General features: G+C 67.7%; 20 protein-coding genes. 10 read left to right on the top strand and 10 right to left on the bottom strand.

The features are described 5' to 3' along the window. Positions 1-83 precede the first annotated feature (83 nt). From lgt to EJP67_RS22530, 3 genes are read right to left on the bottom strand one after another with little or no spacing between them, the layout of a single operon-like run. The gene (gene lgt / locus EJP67_RS22540) at positions 84-917 is read right to left on the bottom strand and encodes a prolipoprotein diacylglyceryl transferase (protein ID WP_126023940.1); all 834 of its coding nucleotides are present in this window, start codon (positions 915-917) and stop codon (positions 84-86) included. A gap of 56 nt (positions 918-973) precedes the next feature. Further along, complete coding sequence (locus tag EJP67_RS22535; RefSeq protein ID WP_126023939.1) at positions 974-1,243, bottom strand: hypothetical protein; 270 nt, start codon at positions 1,241-1,243, stop codon at positions 974-976. A 32-nt stretch (positions 1,244-1,275) separates the two neighbouring features. Beyond that, positions 1,276-2,049 carry an SDR family oxidoreductase gene (locus EJP67_RS22530; protein WP_126023938.1) on the bottom strand — a complete coding sequence of 258 codons (774 nt, stop codon included), beginning with the start codon at positions 2,047-2,049 and terminating at the stop codon, positions 1,276-1,278. A 129-nt stretch (positions 2,050-2,178) separates the two neighbouring features. On the opposite strand from EJP67_RS22530, the gene EJP67_RS22525 reads away from it, so the two are divergent. Beyond that, positions 2,179-3,120, top strand: a complete 942-nt coding sequence (locus tag EJP67_RS22525) for a LysR family transcriptional regulator (RefSeq protein ID WP_126023937.1) — start codon at positions 2,179-2,181, stop codon at positions 3,118-3,120. Here EJP67_RS22525 and EJP67_RS22520 read toward each other — a convergent pair. Then, positions 3,117-4,076 carry a LysR family transcriptional regulator gene (locus tag EJP67_RS22520; RefSeq protein ID WP_126023936.1) on the bottom strand — a complete coding sequence of 320 codons (960 nt, stop codon included), beginning with the start codon at positions 4,074-4,076 and terminating at the stop codon, positions 3,117-3,119. The genes EJP67_RS22525 and EJP67_RS22520 overlap by 4 nt on opposite strands. 102 nt (positions 4,077-4,178) lie before the next feature. On the opposite strand from EJP67_RS22520, the gene ilvD reads away from it, so the two are divergent. Continuing rightward, positions 4,179-5,873, top strand: a complete 1,695-nt coding sequence (gene ilvD, locus EJP67_RS22515; protein WP_126023935.1) for a dihydroxy-acid dehydratase — start codon at positions 4,179-4,181, stop codon at positions 5,871-5,873. Between the two features lie 10 nt (positions 5,874-5,883). Here ilvD and EJP67_RS22510 read toward each other — a convergent pair whose 3' ends face one another. Further along, entirely contained in the window at positions 5,884-6,717 is an 834-nt protein-coding gene (locus EJP67_RS22510; protein WP_126023934.1) for a DUF3592 domain-containing protein, read from the bottom strand. Positions 6,718-6,775: 58 nt separating this feature from the next. Next, a complete protein-coding gene (locus EJP67_RS22505) occupies positions 6,776-7,030 on the bottom strand; it encodes a TIGR04438 family Trp-rich protein (RefSeq protein ID WP_126023933.1) in 255 nt (84 codons plus the stop codon). 105 nt (positions 7,031-7,135) lie between these two features. Here EJP67_RS22505 and EJP67_RS22500 point away from each other — a divergent pair, with 105 nt between their 5' ends. Next, on the top strand, positions 7,136-7,450 hold the full coding sequence (locus EJP67_RS22500) for a c-type cytochrome (RefSeq protein ID WP_126023932.1): 315 nt from the start codon (positions 7,136-7,138) through the stop codon (positions 7,448-7,450). Positions 7,451-7,462: 12 nt separating this feature from the next. On the opposite strand, the gene EJP67_RS22495 is transcribed toward EJP67_RS22500, so the two are convergent. Together EJP67_RS22495 and acs are read right to left on the bottom strand one after the other, a co-directional pair. Next, positions 7,463-7,963, bottom strand: coding sequence for a DUF485 domain-containing protein (locus EJP67_RS22495; RefSeq protein WP_126023931.1), 501 nt, complete (start codon positions 7,961-7,963; stop codon positions 7,463-7,465). A 150-nt stretch (positions 7,964-8,113) separates the two neighbouring features. After that, positions 8,114-10,114: an acetate--CoA ligase gene (gene acs / locus EJP67_RS22490; RefSeq protein WP_126023930.1), complete on the bottom strand. Its 2,001-nt coding sequence runs from the start codon at positions 10,112-10,114 to the stop codon at positions 8,114-8,116. A 163-nt stretch (positions 10,115-10,277) separates the two neighbouring features. Between acs and EJP67_RS22485 the strand changes: the two genes are divergently transcribed. Then, on the top strand, positions 10,278-10,913 hold the full coding sequence (locus tag EJP67_RS22485) for a YqhA family protein (protein WP_126023929.1): 636 nt from the start codon (positions 10,278-10,280) through the stop codon (positions 10,911-10,913). A gap of 6 nt (positions 10,914-10,919) precedes the next feature. On the opposite strand, the gene EJP67_RS22480 is transcribed toward EJP67_RS22485, so the two are convergent. Continuing rightward, positions 10,920-11,852 (bottom strand): LysR family transcriptional regulator, encoded by a 933-nt coding sequence (locus EJP67_RS22480; protein WP_126023928.1) that lies wholly within the window; start codon positions 11,850-11,852, stop codon positions 10,920-10,922. Positions 11,853-11,974: 122 nt separating this feature from the next. Between EJP67_RS22480 and EJP67_RS22475 the strand changes: the two genes are divergently transcribed. After that, positions 11,975-12,592 (top strand): NAD(P)-dependent oxidoreductase, encoded by a 618-nt coding sequence (locus EJP67_RS22475; RefSeq protein ID WP_126023927.1) that lies wholly within the window; start codon positions 11,975-11,977, stop codon positions 12,590-12,592. A 120-nt stretch (positions 12,593-12,712) separates the two neighbouring features. On the opposite strand, the gene fumC is transcribed toward EJP67_RS22475, so the two are convergent. Further along, on the bottom strand, positions 12,713-14,110 hold the full coding sequence (gene fumC / locus EJP67_RS22470; protein WP_126023926.1) for a class II fumarate hydratase: 1,398 nt from the start codon (positions 14,108-14,110) through the stop codon (positions 12,713-12,715). A gap of 511 nt (positions 14,111-14,621) precedes the next feature. On the opposite strand from fumC, the gene proV reads away from it, so the two are divergent. The 5 genes from proV (at position 14,622) to murI (ending at position 20,538) form a co-directional block, all read left to right on the top strand. Further along, on the top strand, positions 14,622-15,884 hold the full coding sequence (gene proV / locus EJP67_RS22465; RefSeq protein ID WP_126023925.1) for a glycine betaine/L-proline ABC transporter ATP-binding protein ProV: 1,263 nt from the start codon (positions 14,622-14,624) through the stop codon (positions 15,882-15,884). A 21-nt stretch (positions 15,885-15,905) separates the two neighbouring features. Next, complete coding sequence (gene proW / locus EJP67_RS22460; RefSeq protein ID WP_126023924.1) at positions 15,906-17,084, top strand: glycine betaine/L-proline ABC transporter permease ProW; 1,179 nt, start codon at positions 15,906-15,908, stop codon at positions 17,082-17,084. A gap of 17 nt (positions 17,085-17,101) precedes the next feature. Continuing rightward, positions 17,102-18,124, top strand: coding sequence for a glycine betaine/L-proline ABC transporter substrate-binding protein ProX (gene proX / locus EJP67_RS22455; RefSeq protein ID WP_206169543.1), 1,023 nt, complete (start codon positions 17,102-17,104; stop codon positions 18,122-18,124). A 64-nt stretch (positions 18,125-18,188) separates the two neighbouring features. Beyond that, positions 18,189-19,742: a fumarate hydratase gene (locus tag EJP67_RS22450; protein WP_126023923.1), complete on the top strand. Its 1,554-nt coding sequence runs from the start codon at positions 18,189-18,191 to the stop codon at positions 19,740-19,742. Position 19,743: 1 nt separating this feature from the next. Next, complete coding sequence (gene murI, locus EJP67_RS22445) at positions 19,744-20,538, top strand: glutamate racemase (protein ID WP_126023922.1); 795 nt, start codon at positions 19,744-19,746, stop codon at positions 20,536-20,538. Positions 20,539-20,544: the final 6 nt, after the last annotated feature.

Genomic DNA, 20,544 nt, shown 5'->3' with positions numbered 1-20,544 from the left:
GCCCGGCGCAAGTGCCGCGCGTCGAATGTGCGGCGGGTAGTTACCCTTAAGACAAAGGGCCCGAAGGGCCCCTTGGTGAAAGCTCAGGCCCGCGCGGCGCTGGCCGCTTTGCCACCGGTGCGGCCGAACCAGAACCAAAGCGCGATGCCCGCAACGATCATCGGGATGCTCAGCCACTGCCCCTGGCTCAGGTCGAGCGCACGCAGGCCGAGGAAGTCGTCGGGCTCGCGGAAATACTCGGCCACGAAGCGCAGCACGCCGTAGCCGATGAGGAACACCGAGGCCACCTGGCCCTGCTTGCGCTCCTTGCGCGCGTAGAGCCACATCACGACGAAAAGCAGCAGCCCCTCCAGCAGGAACTGGTAGACCTGCGAGGGATGGCGCGGCAGCATCGACCCGCTCTGCGGGAACACCATGCCCCAGGGCAGATCGGGGCTGCTGAAGCGCCCCCACAACTCGCCATTGATGAAGTTGCCCACGCGGCCGGCCGCGAGGCCCGTCGGCACGCAGGGTGAGACGAAGTCCATCACCTGCCAGAACGGCCGCTTGCGCGAGTGCGAGAACCACACCATCGCGCCGATCACGCCGAGCAGACCGCCGTGGAAGCTCATGCCGCCCTGCCACACGTAGAGGATTTCGAGCGGGTGCGTGAGATAGAACTCGGGCTTGTAGAAGAGGCAGTAGCCCAGCCGCCCGCCGACGATGACGCCCATCACGCCGAGGAAAAGAATGTCCTCGATGTCCCGGCGTTGCCACACGCCGGCATCCACCAGCCTGCGGAACGGCTCGTGCCGGAGGCGGCGCGTGCCGAGGAAGTAGAACAGCGCAAACGCGGCCAGGTAGGTCAGGCCGTACCAGTGGATGGCCACCGGCCCGATTTGCAGCGCGATGGGGTCGATATGCGGATACATGAGCATCCGCGGATTGTGCCCCGGCCCGATGTCACGGCCGGGTCGGGGCTATTCGGGCCGGGCTAGCGCCCGAACTTCCACCATACGAGCGCCGCCACCACGGCCGGCACCGCGAAGATCAGCAGGAAGATCGGCAGCTCCTCGGCCACCGAATACCCGGCCTTGATCACGCCCACGGCCATGTTGATGCCCGCGCCGACGAACCACGCCGGAATGAACCACTTGGCCGCGACGGCCAGCGCCGCCGGGGAGCCGTCGCCCAGCAGGCGCCCGGCCAGCAGGAACACCACCAGCAGCACGAAGCCGCCGCCCATCACCATGATCGTGTGCATGTCGTCTTTCCTCCTGGCGGCATCTTGCCCGGTCAACGCGTGGTGTAGCCGCCGTTCGCGAAGATCGTCTGCCCGGTGATCCACCAGCCCTCGGTGACCAGGAAGCGCACGATGGGCGCGATGTCCTCGATGTCGGTCAGGCCCTTCTTCGAGAACTTGCTGAGCGCGGCGGCGCTGCTGTGGTACTCCACGGCCTCCTTGCTCTCCTGGCCGTAGAAGAACGGCGTGTCCATGGGCCCGGGGCCGATGGCGTTGACCGAGATGCCGCGCTCGCCGAACTCCTTCGACGCGGCACGCGTGTAGTGCTCCACGGCCGCCTTCGAACCCGGATAGATCGCATAGAACGGCGTGTAGGCCGCCAGCAGCGAGCTCACCAGCGTGACGATGCTGCCGCCGTCCGCCATCGTGCGGCCGGCCTGCTGGATGAAGAAGAAGGCAGCCTTGGCGTTGGCGTCGAAGCTCTTGTCGTAGTCGGCCTCGGTGACCTCGAGGATCGGCTTCTTGATGACCACGCCGGCCGTGTTGATGGCGATGTCGACCTGGCCGAAGTGCTTCACCGCCTTGTCGAACAGGCCGACGCAGTTCTCGACCACCGAGAGGTCGCCCTGCACCAGCAGCGTGTCGGCGCCCTTCGCCTTGAGCTCGGCGGCGGTCTTCTCCGCATCGGCGCGCGAGGCGTCGCTGTTGTAGTGGATGGCGATGCCCCGGGCGCCGCCGTCGACCAGCTGGTGGCCGATGAGGGCGCCGAGGTTCTTGCCGCCGCCGGCGATGACGGCGACCTTGTTCTTGAGCGTACGTGCGGACATGGATGGACTCCTTGGTTGAAGCGTGGATGTGTGACTGGAGCGGCCAGTCTATTGATCGGCTTCGAACTGATAAATAGGCCATCCGAGGCTAGACTGTTCAGGATTTCACGAACAATTCGTTCTTCTTCCATGGACCGCATCGACCTCCTCCAGGTCTTCGTTCGCGTGGCCGAAACCGGCAGCTTCACGCGCGCCGCCGACCGCCTGGGCCTGCCGCGCGCCAGCGTCTCCACGGCGGTGCAGCAGCTCGAAACCCGCCTCGGCTCGCGCCTGCTGCACCGGACCACGCGCCGCGTCGGCCTCACGCCCGATGGTGAGGTGATGCTGGAGCGCGCCCGTGCGCTGGTGGCCGACATGGAGGACATGGAGCAGCAGTTCCTGCCCGCGCGCGGCCAGGTCAGCGGACGCCTGAAGGTCGACGTGCCCAGCCGTATCGCGCGGCGCCTGATCGCACCGGCGCTGCCGGACTTCTTCGCGCTCCATCCGGCCATCGAGCTCGAACTCGGCTCCAGCGACCGCGCCGTCGATCTCGTGCTCGAAGGCATCGACTGCGCACTGCGCGTCGGCCCGCTGGCCAACAGCAGCCTCGTGGCGCGGCCGCTCGGCCACTTCACACTCATCAACTGCGCGAGCCCCGCCTACCTGGAGCGCCACGGCACGCCGCGCACGCCGGCCGACCTGCCGGAGCACGTGGCCGTCAACTACGCCTCGCCGACCAGCGGCCGGGCCGCGCCATGGGAATGGCTGCGCGACGGCGAGACCTCCACCCTGCGCATGCGCAGCCAGGTGGCGGCGAACAACGCCGAGACCTACATCGCCTGCGCGCTGGCGGGGCTGGGCCTGATCCAGATTCCGGCCTACGACGTGCGCGAGCACCTCGCGGCCGGCGAACTGGTGGAAGTGCTGCCCGACGCGCGCGCCGAGCCGCTGCCCGTGCAGCTGGTGTACCCGCACCGGCGCAACCTGTCGCGGCGCATGCAGGCTTTCGTGGGTTGGCTCGAAACGGTGCTGGCCGATGCGCTCGACAAGCCGGCCCAACCCGCTGGCGGACGCACCCGCAAGGCCCGCTAGGCCTCGTCCCGGCTCGTCGAACCCGCGCCCCGCTCGCGGACGAAGTCGACGAAGCGCGCAAGCGCCGGATTGACGCCCCCCTCGGGCCACACCAGGCTGGTCTCGCAGCCGGGCAGCTCCGGCGGGCTGCGGCGCCGCGCGGCCGGCGCGAACTCCTCGGCGCGACGGTACACCACGCCCGCGCGGCGGAACTGCGTGACGCTCTCGGGCACCCAGGCCACGCCGATGCCGCCAGAGACCAGGTTCACGATCGTCTGCATCTGTATCGCCTCCTGCCCGAGCAGCGGCGTGCGACCGGCCGCGTGGTACAGGTCGAAGATGGCATCGTGCAGCGAAGGCACGATGCGGCGCGGAAAGATCACCAGCGGTTCGGCCAGCACGTCGGCCAGCAGCAGCCGGTCGGTGCGCGCCAGCGGGTGACGCTCGGGCAGCGCCAGCACCAGCGGCTCCTGCGACACGGCGAGGCGCGCCAGCCCTGGAGGCGCCGCGCCGGGCGAGTGCAGCATCAGGCCGGCGTCGATCTCGCCGCGCGCGAAGGCCTCGAGCTGCACGTCGCCGGTGGCCTCGACCAGCTCCAGCGCCACCTCGGGACACAGCACGCGGAATTCGCGCACCCAGGCGGGGAGTTGCTCGAAGCCCACCGTCGAGACGAAGCCGATGCGCACGCGCCCGACCTGCCCCGCCGCCGCGGCACGGGCCCTTGCGGGCAGCGCCGCGGCGCGCGCCAGGAGCTCCCGCACGTCGGGCAGCAGCGCCTCGCCCGCCGGCGTGAGCGCCACGCGCCGGCGGGTGCGGTCGAAGAGCACCACGCCGAGCGTCTTCTCGAGCTGCGCGATGGCCTGCGTGACCGGCGGCTGCGTCATGTGCAGCCGTTGCGCGGCGCGGCCGAAGTGCAGCTCTTCGGCCACGGCGACGAACTGGCGCCAGGCGCGCAGGTCGATGAGGGCTTCATTCATATGCCGAGCATATCAATCTGCAATTGAAAATGGATTGGAAGCAATCAATCAGAAGTCCGATACTTGGACCCCCACCGATCTCCCCACGACAGAAGAGCCACCATGGACACCAAGCCAATCCAGATCAACCGCCGCAGCGCCAACATCGTCGAAGGCAAGAGCCGCGCCCCCAACCGTTCGATGTTCTACGCCATGGGCTACGAGGAAGGCGACTTCAAGAAGCCGATGGTCGGCGTCGCCAACGGCCACAGCACCATCACGCCCTGCAACTCGGGCCTGCAGAAGCTGGCCGACGCGGCCATCGCCGGCATCGAGGAAGCCGGCGGCAACGCGCAGGTGTTCGGCACCCCCACCATCTCCGACGGCATGGCCATGGGCACCGAGGGCATGAAGTACTCGCTGGTGAGCCGCGAAGTCATCTCCGACTGCATCGAGACCTGCGTGGGCGGCCAGTGGATGGACGGCGTGCTGGTGGTCGGCGGCTGCGACAAGAACATGCCCGGCGGCATGATGGGCATGCTGCGCGCCAACGTGCCCGCCATCTACGTCTACGGCGGCACCATCCTCCCCGGCAAGTACAAGGGCCAGGACCTCAACATCGTCAGCGTGTTCGAGGCCGTGGGCCAGAACGCCGCCGGCAACATGAGCGACGAGGACCTGAAGGAAATCGAGAAGCGCGCCATTCCCGGCACCGGCTCGTGCGGCGGCATGTACACCGCCAACACCATGTCGAGCGCCTTCGAGGCGCTGGGCATGTCGCTGCCCTACTCGTCGACCATGGCGAACCCGCATGACGAGAAGCAGAACTCGGCCAAGGAATCGGCCAAGGTGCTGATCGAGGCGATCAAGAAGGACCTGAAGCCGCGCGACATCGTGACCAAGAAGGCCATCGAGAACGCCGTGGCCGTCATCATGGCCACGGGCGGCTCGACCAACGCGGTGCTGCACTTCCTGGCAATCGCGCACGCAGCGGGCGTGGACTGGTCCATCGACGACTTCGAGCGCATGCGCAAGAAGGTCCCGGTGATCTGCGACCTGAAGCCCTCGGGCAAGTACCTCGCGGTCGACCTGCACCAGGCCGGTGGCATTCCGCAGGTGATGAAGGTGCTGCTGAACGCGGGCCTGCTGCACGGCGACTGCATCACCATCAGCGGCCAGACCATCGCCGAGGTGCTGAAGGACGTGCCGGACGTGCCGCGCGCCGACCAGGACGTGATCCGCACCATCGACAACCCGATGTATGAAGAAGGCCATCTCGCCATCCTGAAGGGCAACCTGTCGCCCGAGGGCGCGGTCGCCAAGATCACCGGCCTGAAGAACCCCGTCATCACCGGCCCGGCGCGCGTGTTCGACGACGAGCAGTCGGCGCTCAAGGCGATTCTCGACGGCAAGATCAAGGCCGGCGATGTGATGGTGCTGCGCTACCTCGGCCCCAAGGGCGGCCCGGGCATGCCCGAGATGCTGGCGCCGACCGGCGCGCTGATCGGCGCGGGCCTCGGCGAGAGCGTCGGCCTCATCACCGACGGCCGCTTCTCCGGCGGCACCTGGGGCATGGTGGTGGGCCACGTCGCGCCCGAGGCGGCTGCCGGCGGCACCATCGCCTTCGTGAACGAGGGCGACTCGATCACCATCGACGCACACCAGCTCAAGCTCGAACTGAACGTGCCCGAAGCCGAGATCGCCAAGCGCCGGGAAGGCTGGAAGGCACCGGCTCCGCGCTACACGCGCGGCGTGCAGGCGAAATTCGCGTTCAACGCATCGAGCGCCAGCTCGGGCGCTGTGCTCGACAAGTTCTGAGATCGCTCGCTCAAGCAGCCATCATCCACGCGCCGTAGCCGAAGGCCAGAAAGCCCAGGCCCACGATGGCGAGGATGCTGCGCGACTGGAAATCCATCGCCGGCGGCAGGCTCTGCACCAGAAAGTGCAGGATCGCGCCGGCGCCGATGGTCATGAAGCCGGCGCCGAACTGCTTCATCGGGCTCGGGTCCGGATAGAGGAACACGAGCGCGAAGCCGGCCAGGAAGACCAGGTTGGCGAGCACGGTGCCGCGCGTACGCCAGCGCTTCTGGCCAGGGGTGGGTTCGCGCAACTCCGGCCGCACGTAAGCGCCCTGTTTCTCGCGCGCCTCCCTGCGCGCCATGCCGATGAAGAACAGGCCGAACATCATGGGAAAGGCACCGAAGATGCCGAGCCCCCAGACGCCGCCCCACATGTTCTGGAAATCGGCCACCAGTGCCTGCGCGGGGTCGGCCACGCGGTAGCGCACTTCGACCGGGTCGCCCCATTCCTTGTCCGCAAGGCCGCCGCCAAGGCCCTTGACGCGGCGCTTCTGGCCATCGGGCGTGACGTATTCGACGACCGGCGCGCGCGAGACTGTGACGCGGCCCTTGCTGTCCTTGCTCTGCTCGTCCACGAACTCGACGAGGCTGCCCTGCACACTGGCGGTGCCGGCGATCGACTGGTAGCGGCTCCAACCGAGCGAGGCCGCGCCGTAAATGCCCGCGCAGCCGATGAGCAAGGCGCCCACGCCCACACCCCAGAAGAAGTTCCTGCGCCACCCCACGAGCCCGCCGATGGCCGGGCCGAGCAGCAGCGAAAGCCCGAAGACGATCAGCGCGCGGGTGGTGGCTTCCTCGTCCATGGCACGTCAGCGCGGTGCATGCGGTGCGGGGACTTCGGCAGACGGCGAAGGAAAAGGCTCAGCGGCGCGGGCGCTGCCCGTTGCTGGTCTTCATGCCCATGTTGGTCTTCTGCCGGTCGATGCGCTCCTGCCGGCGCCGGTTTTCACGTTCGACGACCTTGCGCTTGGTATAGCCCGACGAATCGGCCCAGGCCCACCATGCCACGGCCATCGCGAACGGCGACAGCACGATCCACCAGCTCCATGTGGCGACCATGCCGATCTCGAAATACTTGAGGGCCAGAGCAAGCAGGCCCAATCCCAGAAACCACATCGCGAATCCCTCAGGGTTGTATTGGCAACGCTTCCGGCGCCGTGCACGGCGCTACCTACAATCGCGTTGAGTCGAATGTAACTCAGCCCTTAACAATTACACCCCATGAAAAGAGTCTTGCTGCCGGCAGTCCTGGGCCTTGGCCTCACCGCACTCGCCGCGCCCGCCTTCGCCGACCTGGCATTGGCGACCTCGAAGAACTGCATGAGCTGCCACGCGGTCGAGCGCAAGGTGCTCGGCCCCTCGTTCAAGGACGTGGCCGCCAAGTACAAGGACGACAAGGGTGCCGTCGACACCCTCGCCAGCAAGATCATGAAGGGCGGCTCCGGCGTGTGGGGCCCGGTGCCGATGCCGGCGAACAACCAGGTCAGCGAAGCCGACGCGAAGAAGCTCGCGGCCTGGGTGCTGTCGACGAAGTAAGCTCCGGAAAGCTCAGGCCTGCGGATTGATGTCCGCGGGCACCGGCCGGCGCTCGATGCGGTCCTCGAGCTGGCCGATGTGGGCGGCCAGCGTGTTGTCGGTCTGGTCCGAGCGCAGCCGGATCGCCGTCTCGAGCTGCTCCAGCCGCGCCAGGATCGCCGTCTGGCGATCGGCGTTCTGCGCCATGTGCTTGTTCTCCTGCGCCTCCAGGAAGTTGCGCAGCTCGGTGAAGCGCGAAGCTTCCGCCTTGTCGGCCAGGTCGCGCTGGACCTGCATTTCCTTGGTGTGGCGCTTGGCGTCGATCAGCACCGAGCTGTGCAGGTACAGCACATAGACGAGGAAGAAGGCCGCCAGCACTGCGGTCAGCCCCAGCATGATGAGGCCCAGCGGGGCCGAGACGGTCATGAAGCCCAGCCACACGTCGGTGGGCGTGGACAGCGTGCCCCAGTTGAGCGCGGCAAGCGCCACGATCAGCAGCACGACGACAAAAAGAAAAGCGGATCTCACGCCCATTGCAGGCCTCCTTCGGAAAGATCGAACACATCTGGAACCCGCGCGCTTCGAGGCGCGCGGTGATCCAATGGTTTTACCTCAGCAAAGAGCCACGTTCGGCGCAAATGGCCGCACAAACGGCCATGTCCTACAGCACTAATGCACTGCTGGTCAGTTCGTCTGCGACAACTGCTCCAGGATCGCCGGATTCTCGAGCGTGGACGTGTCCTGCGTGATCGCCTCGCCCTTGGCGATGCTGCGCAGCAGGCGGCGCATGATCTTGCCGCTGCGGGTCTTGGGCAGGTTGTCGCCGAAGCGGATGTCCTTGGGCTTGGCGATCGGGCCGATTTCCTTGGCGACCCAGTTGCGCAGCTCGTTGGCGATCTGCTTGGCTTCCTCGCCGGTCGGGCGTGCGCGCTTGAGCACGACGAAGGCGCAGACGGCCTCGCCGGTCACGTCGTCGGGGCGGCCCACCACGGCGGCTTCTGCCACCAGGTCGGTCTTGGCGACCAGCGCCGATTCGATCTCCATCGTGCCGAGGCGGTGGCCCGACACGTTGAGCACGTCGTCGATGCGGCCGGTGATGCGGAAGTAGCCGCGGTCCGCACTGCGCACCGCGCCATCGCCGGCGAGGTAGATCGTGCCGCCCATCTCCTCGGGGAAGTAGCTCTTCTTGAAGCGCTCGGGGTCGTTCCAGATCGTGCGGATCATCGAAGGCCAGGGCCGCTTGATGACCAGCATGCCGCCCGCGCCGTTGGGCAGGTCCTTGCCCGTCTCGTCGACGATGGCGGCCATGATGCCCGGCAGCGGCAGCGTGCACGAGCCCGGCACCAGCGGCGTGGCGCCCGGCAGCGGCGTGATGACGTGGCCGCCGGTCTCGGTCTGCCAGAAGGTGTCGACGATGGGGCAGCGCTCGCCGCCCACGTTGCGGTGGTACCACATCCACGCTTCGGGATTGATCGGCTCGCCGACCGAGCCGAGGATGCGCAGGCTGGTGAGGTCCCAGTTCTTCGGATGCACCTTCTCGTCACCGTCGGCCGCCTTGATGAGCGAGCGGATCGCGGTGGGCGCCGTGTAGAACACCGTCACCTTGTGCTTCTCGATCATCTGCCAGAAGCGGCCCGCGTGCGGGAAGGTGGGGATGCCCTCGAACACCACCTGCGTGGCGCCGGCCGCGAGCGGGCCGTAGGCGACGTAGGTGTGGCCGGTGATCCAGCCGATGTCGGCGGTGCACCAGAACACGTCTTCGGGGCGGATGTCGAAGGTCCAGTCCATCGTGAGCTTCGCCCACAGCAGGTAGCCACCGGTGGCGTGCTGCACGCCCTTGGGCTTGCCGGTGGAGCCCGAGGTATAGAGGATGAAGAGCGGATGCTCGGCGTTGACCGGCACGGGCGCGCATTCGGTGCCCTGCCCCTTCAGCGCCTCGGTGAAGGTGATGTCGCGGCCCTCGACGCGGTTCCACGCGGTGGGCGTGCGCTCGTACACGAACACGGTCTTGATCGACTCGCAGCCGCCCAGCGCGATGCCGTCGTCCACGATGGCCTTCAGCGGCAGTTCCTTGCCGCCGCGCAGCTGGTAGTTGGCCGTGATGACCGCCACCGCGCCCGCGTCGATGATGCGCTCCTGCAGCGCCTTGGCCGAGAAGCCGCCGAACACCACGCTGTGGGTGGCGCCGATGCGCGCGCAGGCCTGCATGGCGACGACGCCCTCGATGGTCATCGGCATGTAGACGATGACGCGGTCGCCCTTCTTTATGCCACGAGCCTTGAGCGCGTTGGCGAACTGGCTCACGCGGGCGAGCAGTTCCTTGTAGGTGACCTTGGTGACGGTGCCGTCGTCGGCTTCGAAGACGATGGCGGTCTTGTTCTCGACCGGGGTGCCGATGTGCCTGTCGAGGCAGTTGGCACTGGCGTTGAGCTCGCCGTCGCCGAACCACTGGTAGAACGGCGCATTCGATTCGTCGAGCGTCTTCGTGAAGGGCTTGGTCCAGTTCAGGTTGTCCTTGGCCAGGCGGGTCCAGAAACCCTCGAAGTCCTGCTCGGCCTCCTTGCACAGGGCCTCGTAGGCGGCCATGCCGGAAATGCGCGCGCCCTGCGTGGCGCGGGCGTCGGGCGGGAAGACGCGGTTCTCGACCAGGACGGATTCAATGTTCTTCGATGCGCTGCTGCTCATGCTCTTTGTCTCCAGGATGGGTGCGGCCGTAATGTCGGCGGACCCACTTACGGGTCACTGACGGATGCCATGTTAGAGCCTGTTCGATGGCCCTCTCGGGGTTATCACGAGTGCGTCACCGGGACGCCCCTAGAATTCCCGGTCCTCCACAACCGCACTGCAGATGTCTGCTCCCGACCCTTTCGACACCCGGAACCAGCCCGTACCACGCCGTGGTTCGCCGCTTCGACCCCTGCCCAAGCTGATCTTCGCGAGCCGCTGGCTGCAGCTGCCGCTGTACCTGGGCCTGATCGTGGCGCAGGCCGTGTACGTGGTGCACTTCCTGGTCGAGCTGCTGCACCTGGTGGAGGCCGCCTTCGGCTCCAAGGACGCGCTGCAGGCGCTGATCACCAGCATCGGCTACAAGACCACGGCGCCCGTGGGTACGCTGAACGAGACGGTCATCATGCTCGTGGTGCTCGCGCTCATCGACGTGGTGATGATCTCCAACCTGCTCATCATGGTGATCGTGGGCGGCTACGAGACCTTCGTGAGCCGCATGGACCTCGAAGGCCACCGCGACCAGCCCGAGTGGCTGAGCCACGTGAACGCCTCGGTGCTCAAGGTGAAGCTGGCCACGGCCATCATCGGCATCAGTTCGATCCACCTGCTGAAGACCTTCATCAACGCCGACAACTACACCGACCGCGTGCTGATCGCGCAGACCGTGATCCACATCGCGTTCCTGTTCTCGGCAATGGCCATCGCCTACACCGACCGGTTGATGGCGCCCGCCCATCCGCCGGCAGACTCGCACTGACCTCTTCTAGCCCCGGCCCTGGCCTGCCTGCGATGCAATGTCCCAGGCGGGCGGGTCCGTGAAGCGCTCGGCAAGAAAGTCGAGCATCGTGCGCAGCGTGGCCGGCATGTGCTTGCGCGAGGCGTAGACCGCGTACATGCCCACCACCTGCGGCTCGAAATCCCCGAAGAGCCGCACCAGTTCGCCGGACTGCAGCAGCTGGCATGTCAGATATGTCGGCAGCATCGCGATGCCGGCCCCTGCCCTCGCCAGGTGCATCAGGCTCGCGGCATCGTTGGTCGACACATTGCCGCCGACGGCCACCGAGACCGGCTCCCCGCTTTCCTTGCGCGTGAAATTCCACAGGCTGCGCCCGAAGTACGAGTGCGTGAGGCAATTGCGCTGCGCCAGCTCTTCCACGCTCGACGGCCTGCCGTGCTCCTTCAGATAGGCCGGTGAAGCACACACCACCGAGCGGCAATTGGTGAGCCGTCGCGCGATCAGGTTCGGGTCGATCTCCGCCGCCACGCGGATCGCGAGATCGATGCGCTCGTCGACCAGATTCACCGCCCGATCCAGCAGCACCAGGTCGACCGCTACGCCCGGATAGACCCGCACGTAGTCGGCCATCGCATCGGCCAACTGGGCCTGCGCGAACGAAGTGCTGGCGGTGATGCGAAGCTGTCCGCGCGGCGCCTCCGCCGGATGCCGCACCGCGGACTGCATGTCGCCCGTGAGCTCCAGCACCTGGCGGCAGCGGGGCAGCAGTTCCTCCCCGGCGGCCGTGAGGCTCAGGCGGCGCGTCGTGCGGTGCAGCAGGCGCGCGCCGGTCCATTGCTCCAGTTCGGCGACATAGCGCGTGACGACCGGGCGGGACATGTCGAGCTTGTCGGCAGCGGCCGAAAGACTGCCCGAATCGACCACGGTGACGAACACGCGCATTGCATTCAATCGATCCATTCGAACGATTTTAGGAATAAACAAGCGCGCAAATCGAGGTATTTTTTTCGAAACCAGAAACCTAAGATTCGCTCCATCCCAACCCGATCTATCGATCCTTCCGATCTTTCACAGGAGTCACCATGAGCCACATCGCCATCATCGGCGCCACCGGACGCGCCGGCAGCCAGCTTCTCGAAGAGGCCCTGCGCCGCGGCCATACCGTCACCGCCATCGCCCGCAAGGCCAGCGCCAAGCTGGCGGGCCGCGCCAACGTGAAGGCCGTCGACCTCGACGTGCTCGACGGCGCTGCGCTGGAGAAGGCCCTGGCCGACCACGACGCCGTGTTCAGCGCCGCGCATTTCGCCACCGTGCCGCCCGCGGCCATCATCGAGCCGACGAAGCGCGCCGGGGTGAAGCGCCTGCTGGTGGTCGGCGGCGCGGGCAGCCTGTTCGCGGCGCCCGGGCTGAAGGTCATCGACACGCCGAACTTCCCCGACGCGTACCGTGCCGAAGCATCGGCCGGCGGCGTATTCCTCGACACGCTGCGCAACGAGAAGGATCTGGACTGGACCTTCCTCTCGCCCTCCGCCGAATTCGTCGAAGGCGAGCGCACCGGCAAGTTCCGCCTGGGCAAGGACGACCTGCTCGTGAGCGCCGAAGGCCGCAGCTGGATCAGCTTCGCGGACTACGCGATCGCGTTCATCGACGAGCTGGAAAAGCCCGCTCATTCCCGCCAGCGCTACACCATTGGGTACTAAAAGCTCGCCCCCAGGCTGCGCGCACTTCGTGTCGCTTCGCCAACCCCCTACCGGGGGCGGGCCGGCCGCTTCGGGCGGCCGTGCGCGGCGGCCCCCACGAAAGACCGGCCCAATGGCGGATCAGCGGCCGGTCATGTTCTCCGGCACCACCCACTGGTCGAACTGCTCGGCCGTCAGGTGGCCCGACGCGATCGCCGCCTCGCGCAGGCTGGTGCCCTCCTTGTGCGCCTTCTTGGCGATGAAGGCGGCCTTGTCGTAGCCGATGTGGGTGTTGAGCGCCGTCACCAGCATCAGCGAACGCTGCACCAGCTCGGTGATGCGCTCGCGGTTGGGCTCGATGCCCACGGCGCAGTGGTCGTTGAAGCTCACCATACCGTCGGCCAGCAGGCGCACGCTCTGCAGGAAGTTGTGCGCAACCATCGGACGGAACACGTTCAGCTCGAAGTTCCCCGAGGCGCCGCCGATGTTGATGGCCACGTCGTTGCCGAACACCTGCGCGGCCAGCATCGTCACGGCCTCGCTCTGCGTCGGGTTGACCTTGCCCGGCATGATCGACGAGCCGGGTTCGTTCTCGGGAATGCTCAGTTCGCCGATGCCGCTGCGCGGGCCGCTGGCGAGCCAGCGCACGTCGTTGGCGATCTTGTTCATGCTGGCGGCCAGCGTCTTCAGCGCGCCGTGCGCATGCACCAGCGCATCGACGCTGGCCATGGCCTCGAACTTGTTGGGCGCGGTCACGAAAGGCAGGCCGGTGAGCTTCGCCAGCTCGGCCGCCACCTGTTCCGCATAGCCCTTGGGCGCATTGAGGCCGGTGCCGACGGCCGTGCCGCCCAGCGCCAGTTCGCACAGGTGCGGCAGCGCGGCGCGCACGTGCGCCTCGCCGTGCGCGAGCTGCGCCACGTAGCCCGAGAACTCCTGGCCCAGCGTGAGCGGCGTGGCGTCCTGCAGGTGGGTGCGGCCGATCTTCACGATGTCGGCGAAGTCCTTGGACTTCTGTTCCAGCGTGCCGCGCAGCTTGGCGATGGCCGGCAGCAGCTTGTGGGTGATGGCCTCGACGGCCGCCACGTGCATCGCCGTGGGGAACACGTCGTTGCTCGACTGGCTGCGGTTCACGTCGTCGTTGGGGTGAACGAGGCGGCCTTCGCCGCGCTCGCCGCCGAGGATCTCGCTGGCGCGGTTGGCCAGCACCTCGTTGACGTTCATGTTGGTCTGCGTGCCCGAGCCGGTCTGCCAGACCACCAGCGGGAACTCGCCCGGGTGCTTGCCGGCGATGACTTCGTCGGCCGCGGCCACGATGGCGTTCGTCTTCTTCTCGTCCTGCAGGCCCAGCGCGTGGTTGACCACGGCGGAAGCGCGCTTGACCTGGGCCAGCGCCTTGATGATCTCGCGCGGCTGCTGCTCGCCGGAGATGTCGAAGTTCTGCAGCGAGCGCTGGGTCTGCGCGCCCCATAGCTTGTCGGCCGGCACGTCGATCGGTCCGAAGGTATCGCGCTCGGCACGGGTCTTGGGGGAAGTCGTCATGAGAAAAAGCTCCGCAGGATCATGAAAAGTCGCGCCGCTTGCCGGCGCCTTCGCAGTATCGCCCCAATGAGAGTGGCTCTCATCTGACGTGGTCATTGCATCGCCTCCGACGGCGCCGCATCGCCTCCAAGGTTGACCGCATCATGTCGAAAAGTTATAATCGATAGCTTCTGACGACCAACAAGTCATGATGATGACGGCGTTGGTCAAGCCTTCACTACTCGCGGATCTCCGAATCCCGTCGCGGTGCAAGGTGCTCCCGCCGGGCGCTGCCCGGCAAACCGACCGGATCTTTCCGGTCCCATTGCCACGTCACGCTCTTCCAGCCGGCGCCCCTCGACCAGGCCCGCCGCGCTGCGAATGAAGCATCCGGCGGGCACTGGCTTCGTCGCCCTGTCGTCTTCAGTGCCTGCCGGCCGTCCATCGATGCGATGGGCCGGGACGTGGCTGCGCCGCTCCTTCGGGACGGCCACCCCACAGTCAACCCTTCACCCAAGGAGAGCCCCGACGTATGGCCAAAGGAATTCTCATCGACCATGTCTTCAAGGTGTTCGGCGACGAGCCCGAACAAGCACTGGAGCTGGTCCGGCAAGGACTTTCGAAGAAGGAGATCCTGGCGCGCACCGGCCAGTCGATCGGCGTGTTCGACGCCACCTTCGAGATCCAGGCCGGAGAAATCTTCGTCATCATGGGCCTCTCGGGCTCGGGCAAGTCGACGCTGGTGCGCCTGCTGAACCGGCTGATCGAGCCGACCGCCGGGCGCATCGTGATCGACGGCGCCGACATCAACGAGCATTCCGACGCGCGGCTTCGCGCACTGCGCCGCAAGGACATCAGCATGGTGTTCCAGTCGTTCGCGCTGATGCCGCACATGACGGTGCGCGAGAACACCGCCTTCGGACTCGAGCTCTCGGGCACCGGCAAGAAGGAGCGCCTCGCGCAGGCCGACAAGGCGCTCGCGCAGGTGGGCCTGGCGGGCTGGGGCGACAGCTACCCCGACGAGCTCTCCGGCGGCATGCAGCAGCGCGTGGGTCTGGCGCGCGCGCTGGCCTCCGATCCGTCGATCCTGCTGATGGACGAGGCCTTCTCGGCGCTCGACCCGATCATCCGCACCGAGATGCAGTCGGAACTGCTGCGCCTGCAGCAGGAGCAGCGCCGCACCATCGTCTTCATCTCGCACGACCTCGACGAGGCGATGCGCATCGGCGACCGCATCGCGATCATGAAGGACGGCCAGGTGATCCAGGTCGGCACGCCCGACGAGATCCTGCGCAGCCCCGCCAACGACTACGTGCGCAGCTTCGTGCGCGGCGTGGACGCGGCGGCCGTGTTCAAGGCCGGCGACATCGCGCGCAAGCAGCTCACCGTGGTCTGCGAGCACCCCGAGCGCGGCGCGCGCGCGGCGCTCAAGCAGCTGGAAGACCAGGACCGCGACTTCGCCTACGTGACCAGCCCGAACAGGCGCTACCTGGGCACCGTGTCGGCCGACACCCTGCGCGCCGCGCTCGACGGTCATTCCGGCCCGCTGGGCCTGCGCCACGCCTTCCTGAACGACCTCGGCACGATCGACGCCGATGCGCCCGTGGCCGGCCTCTTCGGCCAGGTGGCCCAGGCGCCGTGCGCGATGCCGGTGGTGGCGGCCGACGGCCGCTTCTGCGGCGCGATCAGCAAGACGACGCTGCTGAAGTTCCTCGACCGCGACACGCCGCCCATCGACCCGGCACACCAGCCGCAGCAACCCGTGGCCGCCGTTGTCTCAGCCAACGCCGCCTGAACGAACTCGAAGGAACAACAGATGAACGACACCGCACTGCCCTCCGAACTCGCGCCGCTGAACGACGCATCGACCGCGCTCGCGACGCCTACCCCTGCGCCCACGCCGATCGACCCGTGGGAAGCCCTGTTGGCAGCGCCCGACAGCTCCGCAACCAGCGCCTGGCTCGACGCTCCCGCGCCGCTCGATGGCGCCCATCAGCTCGCCGGCAACGCCGATGCCGCCGGCGGCCTGCAGCTGCACCGCCTGTGGGATGGCTCGCTGCCCGTCGAATCCTGGATCAACAGCGGCCTGGGCTGGGTGGTCGAGCACTTCCGCCCCTTCTTCCAGACCGTGCGCCTGCCCATCGACGGCACGCTGAACTGGATCCAGGGCCTGCTCACCGGCCTGCCCACGCTGGCGATGATCGCGCTCATCGGCCTGCTGGCCTGGCAGTTCGCCGGCCGCGCGCTGGCCATCGGCACCACGGTGGCGCTGCTGCTGGTGGCCATGCTGGGCATCTGGCCCGAGGCGATGGTGACGCTGTCGCTGGTGCTGACCTCGCTGGTGTTCTGCATGGCCGTGGGCCTGCCGCTGGGCGTGCTGCTGGCCAGCAGCGACCGCGCGCAGCGCGTGATGCGCCCGGTGCTCGACGCCATGCAGACCACGCCGGCCTTCGTGTACCTGGTGCCGGTCGTGATGCTGTTCGGCATCGGCAACGTGCCGGGCGTGATCGTCACCATCGTCTTCGCGCTGGCGCCGCTGGTGCGCCTGACCAACCTCGGCCTGCGCCAGGTGCGCCCCGACCTGATCGAGGCCGCGCGCGCCTACGGCGCCTCGCCGTGGCAGATGCTGGTGAAGGTGCAGCTGCCGCTGGCCATGCCGTCGATCATGGCGGGCATCAACCAGGCGCTGATGCTGTCGCTGTCGATGGTGGTCATCGCCTCGATGATCGCCGTGGGCGGCCTCGGCCAGATGGTGCTGCGCGGCATCGGCCGGCTCGACATGGGCCTGGCGACCGTGGGCGGCCTGGGCATCGTGCTGCTGGCGATCTCGCTGGACCGCCTGACGCAGGCCATGGGCAAGTCGCGCCGCAGCGCCGGTCGCCGCTGGTGGCACACCGGGCCGGTGGGCCTAGCGCTGCGCCTGCTGCAGCGTGCAGTGGCACCGGCCCGCACCGATGCCGAGCCCGCTCCCGCCCTGTCGGCACAGGTGCGATGAACGAAGGAGCCCGCCACATGAACTTCATCAACCGGAAGACCCGATTCATCGCACGCGGTCTGCTCGCCCTCGCCTTCGTGGCCTCGGGCGTGGCCGCCCAGGCCTCCGCCGACCTGCCCGGCAAGGGCATCAAGGTACAGCCGCTGAAGAGCTCGCTCGCCGAGGAAGCCTTCCAGACGTTGCTGGTGATGCGCGCGCTCGAGAAGCTCGGCTACACCGTGGAGCCCATGAAGGACCTGGAGCCCGCCACCGAGCACCTGGCCATCGCCAACGGCGACGCCACCTTCATGGCCCACCACTGGAGCCTGCTGCACGCCGACTTCTACAAGAACAGCGGCGGCGACGCCAAGCTGTGGCGCAAGGGCGTGTATTCCGAAGGCGCGGTGCAGGGCTACCTGATCGACCGCAAGACGGCCGAGCAGTACGGCATCACGAACATCGCGCAGCTGAAGGACCCGGCCATCGCGAAGCTGTTCGACATCGACGGCGACGGCAAGGCCGACCTCACGGGCTGCAACCCCGGCTGGGGCTGCGAGCTCGCCATCGAGAACCACCTGACGGCCTATCAGCTGCGTGACACAGTCAGCCATCGGCAGGGCAGCTACGCCGCGCTGATGGCCGACACGATCGCGCGATTCAGGCAGGACAAGCCGGTGCTCTACTACACGTGGACGCCGTACTGGGTCAGCGCCGTGCTGCGCCCCGGCAAGGACGTGGTGTGGCTGCAGGTGCCGTTCTCGTCCTCGCAAGGCGACGGCGGCAACGTCGACACGCAGCTGCCCAACGGCAGGAACTACGGCTTCCAGGCCAACGACGAGCGGATCGTCGCCAACCGCGCCTTCGTCGAGAAGAATCCGGCCGCCGCGAAGCTGTTCGAGGTGATGAAGCTGCCGATCGGCGACATCAACGCCCAGAACCTGCGCATGAGCCAGGGCGCCAACTCCCAGCAGGACGTGGAGCGCCATGCCGACGGGTGGATCCGGGCGCACCGGCAGCTCTTCGACGGCTGGGTGGAGCAGGCCCGGGAAGCGGCACGGTAAGCGGGGCAGGCGCGGCGGCTGAGATAATCGGGGGGCGTTTCACATTCCTAAAAAGCCCCCCACCATGACGACCACGATCCAGCAGGCCGACCTGATCGAATCGATCAGCGCCGCGCTGCAGTACATCAGCTACTACCACCCCGCCGACTACATCGCCCACCTGGCCCGCGCCTACGAGCGCGAGCAGAGCCCGGCGGCCAAGGACGCCATCGCGCAGATCCTGACCAACAGCAAGATGAGCGCGACCGGCCAGCGCCCGATCTGCCAGGACACCGGCATCGTCAACGTGTTCCTCAAGGTGGGCATGGACGTGCGCTGGGGCGGCTTCACCGGCAGCCTGGACGACGCCATCAACGAAGGCGTGCGCCGCGGCTACAACCACCCCGACAACACGCTGCGCGCCTCGGTCGTCGCCGACCCGCAGTTCGACCGCAAGAACACCAGGGACAACACGCCCGCGGTGATCTTCACGGAGATCGTGCCGGGCGACAAACTCGAAGTCACCGTGGCCGCCAAGGGCGGCGGCAGCGAGAACAAGAGCAAGCTGGTCATGCTGAACCCCGGTGACAGCGTGGTCGACTGGGTGCTCAAGACCGTGCCCACCATGGGCGCCGGCTGGTGCCCGCCGGGCATGCTGGGCATCGGCATCGGCGGCACGGCCGAGAAGGCGGCGCTGATGGCCAAGGAAAGCCTGATGGACGACCTCGACATGCACGAGCTGCTGGCCAAGAAGAACTCGGGCGCCGAGCTGAGCAAGGTCGAGGCGCTGCGCGTCGAGCTGTACGAGAAGGTGAATGCGCTGGGCATCGGCGCACAGGGCCTGGGCGGCCTGGCCACCGTGCTGGACGTCAAGATCCAGATGTACCCCACGCACGCGGCGAGCAAGCCCGTGGCGATGATCCCCAACTGCGCGGCCACGCGCCACGCGCACTTCACGATGGACGGCAGCGGCCCGGTCTACCTCGAGGCGCCCTCGCTCGACCTTTGGCCCGACGTGAACTGGGCTCCCGACGAGAAGAAGAGCAAGCGCGTCGACCTCGACAAGCTCACTCCCGCCGAAGTGGCGAGCTGGAAGCCGGGCGACACCCTGCTGCTCAACGGCAAGATGCTCACCGGCCGCGACGCCGCGCACAAGCGCATCCAGGGCATGCTGGCCAAGGGCGAGAAGCTGCCGGTGGATTTCACCAACCGCGTCATCTACTACGTCGGCCCGGTCGATCCGGTGAAGGACGAGGCCGTCGGCCCCGCAGGCCCGACCACCGCCACCCGCATGGACGGCTTCACCGAGATGATGCTGGCGCAGACGGGCCTGATCGCCATGATCGGCAAGGCCGAGCGCGGCCCTGTCGCCATCGAGGCCATCAAGAAGCACAAGAGCGCCTACCTCATGGCCGTGGGCGGCGCCGCCTACCTGGTCAGCAAGGCCATCAAGACCGCCAAGGTGGTGGGCTTCGAGGACCTGGGCATGGAAGCCATCTATGAATTCGACGTGGTCGACATGCCCGTGACGGTGGCGGTCGACGCCGGCGGCACCAGCGCGCACATCACCGGCCCGGCCGAGTGGCAGAAGCGCATCGCCACGGGCGAGTTCAAGACCATCATGATGGAAGAAGCCTGAGTTGAGCCCGGTAGGCGTCTTCGACAGCGGTGTCGGCGGGCTCAGCGTGCTGGCCGCGCTGAGGGCCGAGCTGCCGCACGAGAACTTCGTCTACTTCGCCGACACGGCCTATGCGCCCTACGGTGAACGCGGGGACGCCTACGTGATCGAGCGCTCGCGCGCGGTGGTCGAACACCTGCTGCGCGAGCACGGAATCAAGGCGCTGGTGGTGGCTTGCAACACGGCCACCACCGCCGCCATCCACCTGCTTCGGGCCGACCACCCCGACCTGCCGATCGTCGGGCTGGAGCCCGGCCTCAAGCCTGCCGTGGCTTCGAGCCGCACGGGGCACATCTCGGTGCTGGCCACGCGGGGCACCCTGGCCAGCGCCAAGTACGCGAACCTGCGCGCTTCCTTCGCGGGATCGGCCGACGTCCGGCCCGTGCCCTGCGACGGCCTCGTGAAGGCCATCGAGGGCTTCGACTCGGGCGGCATCGCGGCGCTGAGCGAACGCTATATGGCCGAAGCCGGCCCCTTCGGCGACGGGCCCGGCGAAGTCGACACGGTGGTGCTCGGCTGCACCCACTATCCGCTGGTGAAGGAAGAGCTGGGCAAGCATGCGCCGGCGACGCTGCGCTTCATCGACACGGGCGTGCCGGTCGCGCAGCAGACGCGACGCCTGCTCGCATCGGCGGGGCGGCTTGCCGATGGCACCGGCGCCGCTGGCAACCTCCTGCTGCAGAGCAGCGGCGATGTCGCCGTGCTCGAAGCCGCGGCCGCCAGGTGGCTCGGGCTTTCGGCAACCGCCACAGCCTGAACCGAG

The sequence above is a fragment of the Variovorax guangxiensis genome, assembly GCF_003952165.1.
Taxonomy (GTDB): domain Bacteria; phylum Pseudomonadota; class Gammaproteobacteria; order Burkholderiales; family Burkholderiaceae_C; genus Variovorax; species Variovorax guangxiensis.
Note: the sequence above shows the minus strand (reverse complement) of the source record. Positions and strands in the feature narration are given on the sequence as shown.

What these genes read in the sequence shown, in the direction of transcription:
- proW (WP_126023924.1), top strand. Translation starts at nt 15,906, where the DNA reads ATGAACGACACCGCACTGCCCTCCGAACTCGCGCCGCTGAACGACGCA.
- fumC (WP_126023926.1), bottom strand. Translation starts at nt 14,110, where the DNA reads ATGACGACTTCCCCCAAGACCCGTGCCGAGCGCGATACCTTCGGACCG.
- proV (WP_126023925.1), top strand. Translation starts at nt 14,622, where the DNA reads ATGGCCAAAGGAATTCTCATCGACCATGTCTTCAAGGTGTTCGGCGAC.
- EJP67_RS22510 (WP_126023934.1), bottom strand. Translation starts at nt 6,717, where the DNA reads ATGGACGAGGAAGCCACCACCCGCGCGCTGATCGTCTTCGGGCTTTCG.
- EJP67_RS22480 (WP_126023928.1), bottom strand. Translation starts at nt 11,852, where the DNA reads ATGGATCGATTGAATGCAATGCGCGTGTTCGTCACCGTGGTCGATTCG.
- EJP67_RS22520 (WP_126023936.1), bottom strand. Translation starts at nt 4,076, where the DNA reads ATGAATGAAGCCCTCATCGACCTGCGCGCCTGGCGCCAGTTCGTCGCC.
- EJP67_RS22505 (WP_126023933.1), bottom strand. Translation starts at nt 7,030, where the DNA reads ATGTGGTTTCTGGGATTGGGCCTGCTTGCTCTGGCCCTCAAGTATTTC.
- EJP67_RS22475 (WP_126023927.1), top strand. Translation starts at nt 11,975, where the DNA reads ATGAGCCACATCGCCATCATCGGCGCCACCGGACGCGCCGGCAGCCAG.
- EJP67_RS22535 (WP_126023939.1), bottom strand. Translation starts at nt 1,243, where the DNA reads ATGCACACGATCATGGTGATGGGCGGCGGCTTCGTGCTGCTGGTGGTG.
- EJP67_RS22500 (WP_126023932.1), top strand. Translation starts at nt 7,136, where the DNA reads ATGAAAAGAGTCTTGCTGCCGGCAGTCCTGGGCCTTGGCCTCACCGCA.
- EJP67_RS22530 (WP_126023938.1), bottom strand. Translation starts at nt 2,049, where the DNA reads ATGTCCGCACGTACGCTCAAGAACAAGGTCGCCGTCATCGCCGGCGGC.
- proX (WP_206169543.1), top strand. Translation starts at nt 17,102, where the DNA reads ATGAACTTCATCAACCGGAAGACCCGATTCATCGCACGCGGTCTGCTC.
- acs (WP_126023930.1), bottom strand. Translation starts at nt 10,114, where the DNA reads ATGAGCAGCAGCGCATCGAAGAACATTGAATCCGTCCTGGTCGAGAAC.
- lgt (WP_126023940.1), bottom strand. Translation starts at nt 917, where the DNA reads ATGCTCATGTATCCGCATATCGACCCCATCGCGCTGCAAATCGGGCCG.
- EJP67_RS22495 (WP_126023931.1), bottom strand. Translation starts at nt 7,963, where the DNA reads ATGGGCGTGAGATCCGCTTTTCTTTTTGTCGTCGTGCTGCTGATCGTG.
- ilvD (WP_126023935.1), top strand. Translation starts at nt 4,179, where the DNA reads ATGGACACCAAGCCAATCCAGATCAACCGCCGCAGCGCCAACATCGTC.
- EJP67_RS22485 (WP_126023929.1), top strand. Translation starts at nt 10,278, where the DNA reads ATGTCTGCTCCCGACCCTTTCGACACCCGGAACCAGCCCGTACCACGC.
- EJP67_RS22525 (WP_126023937.1), top strand. Translation starts at nt 2,179, where the DNA reads ATGGACCGCATCGACCTCCTCCAGGTCTTCGTTCGCGTGGCCGAAACC.
- EJP67_RS22450 (WP_126023923.1), top strand. Translation starts at nt 18,189, where the DNA reads ATGACGACCACGATCCAGCAGGCCGACCTGATCGAATCGATCAGCGCC.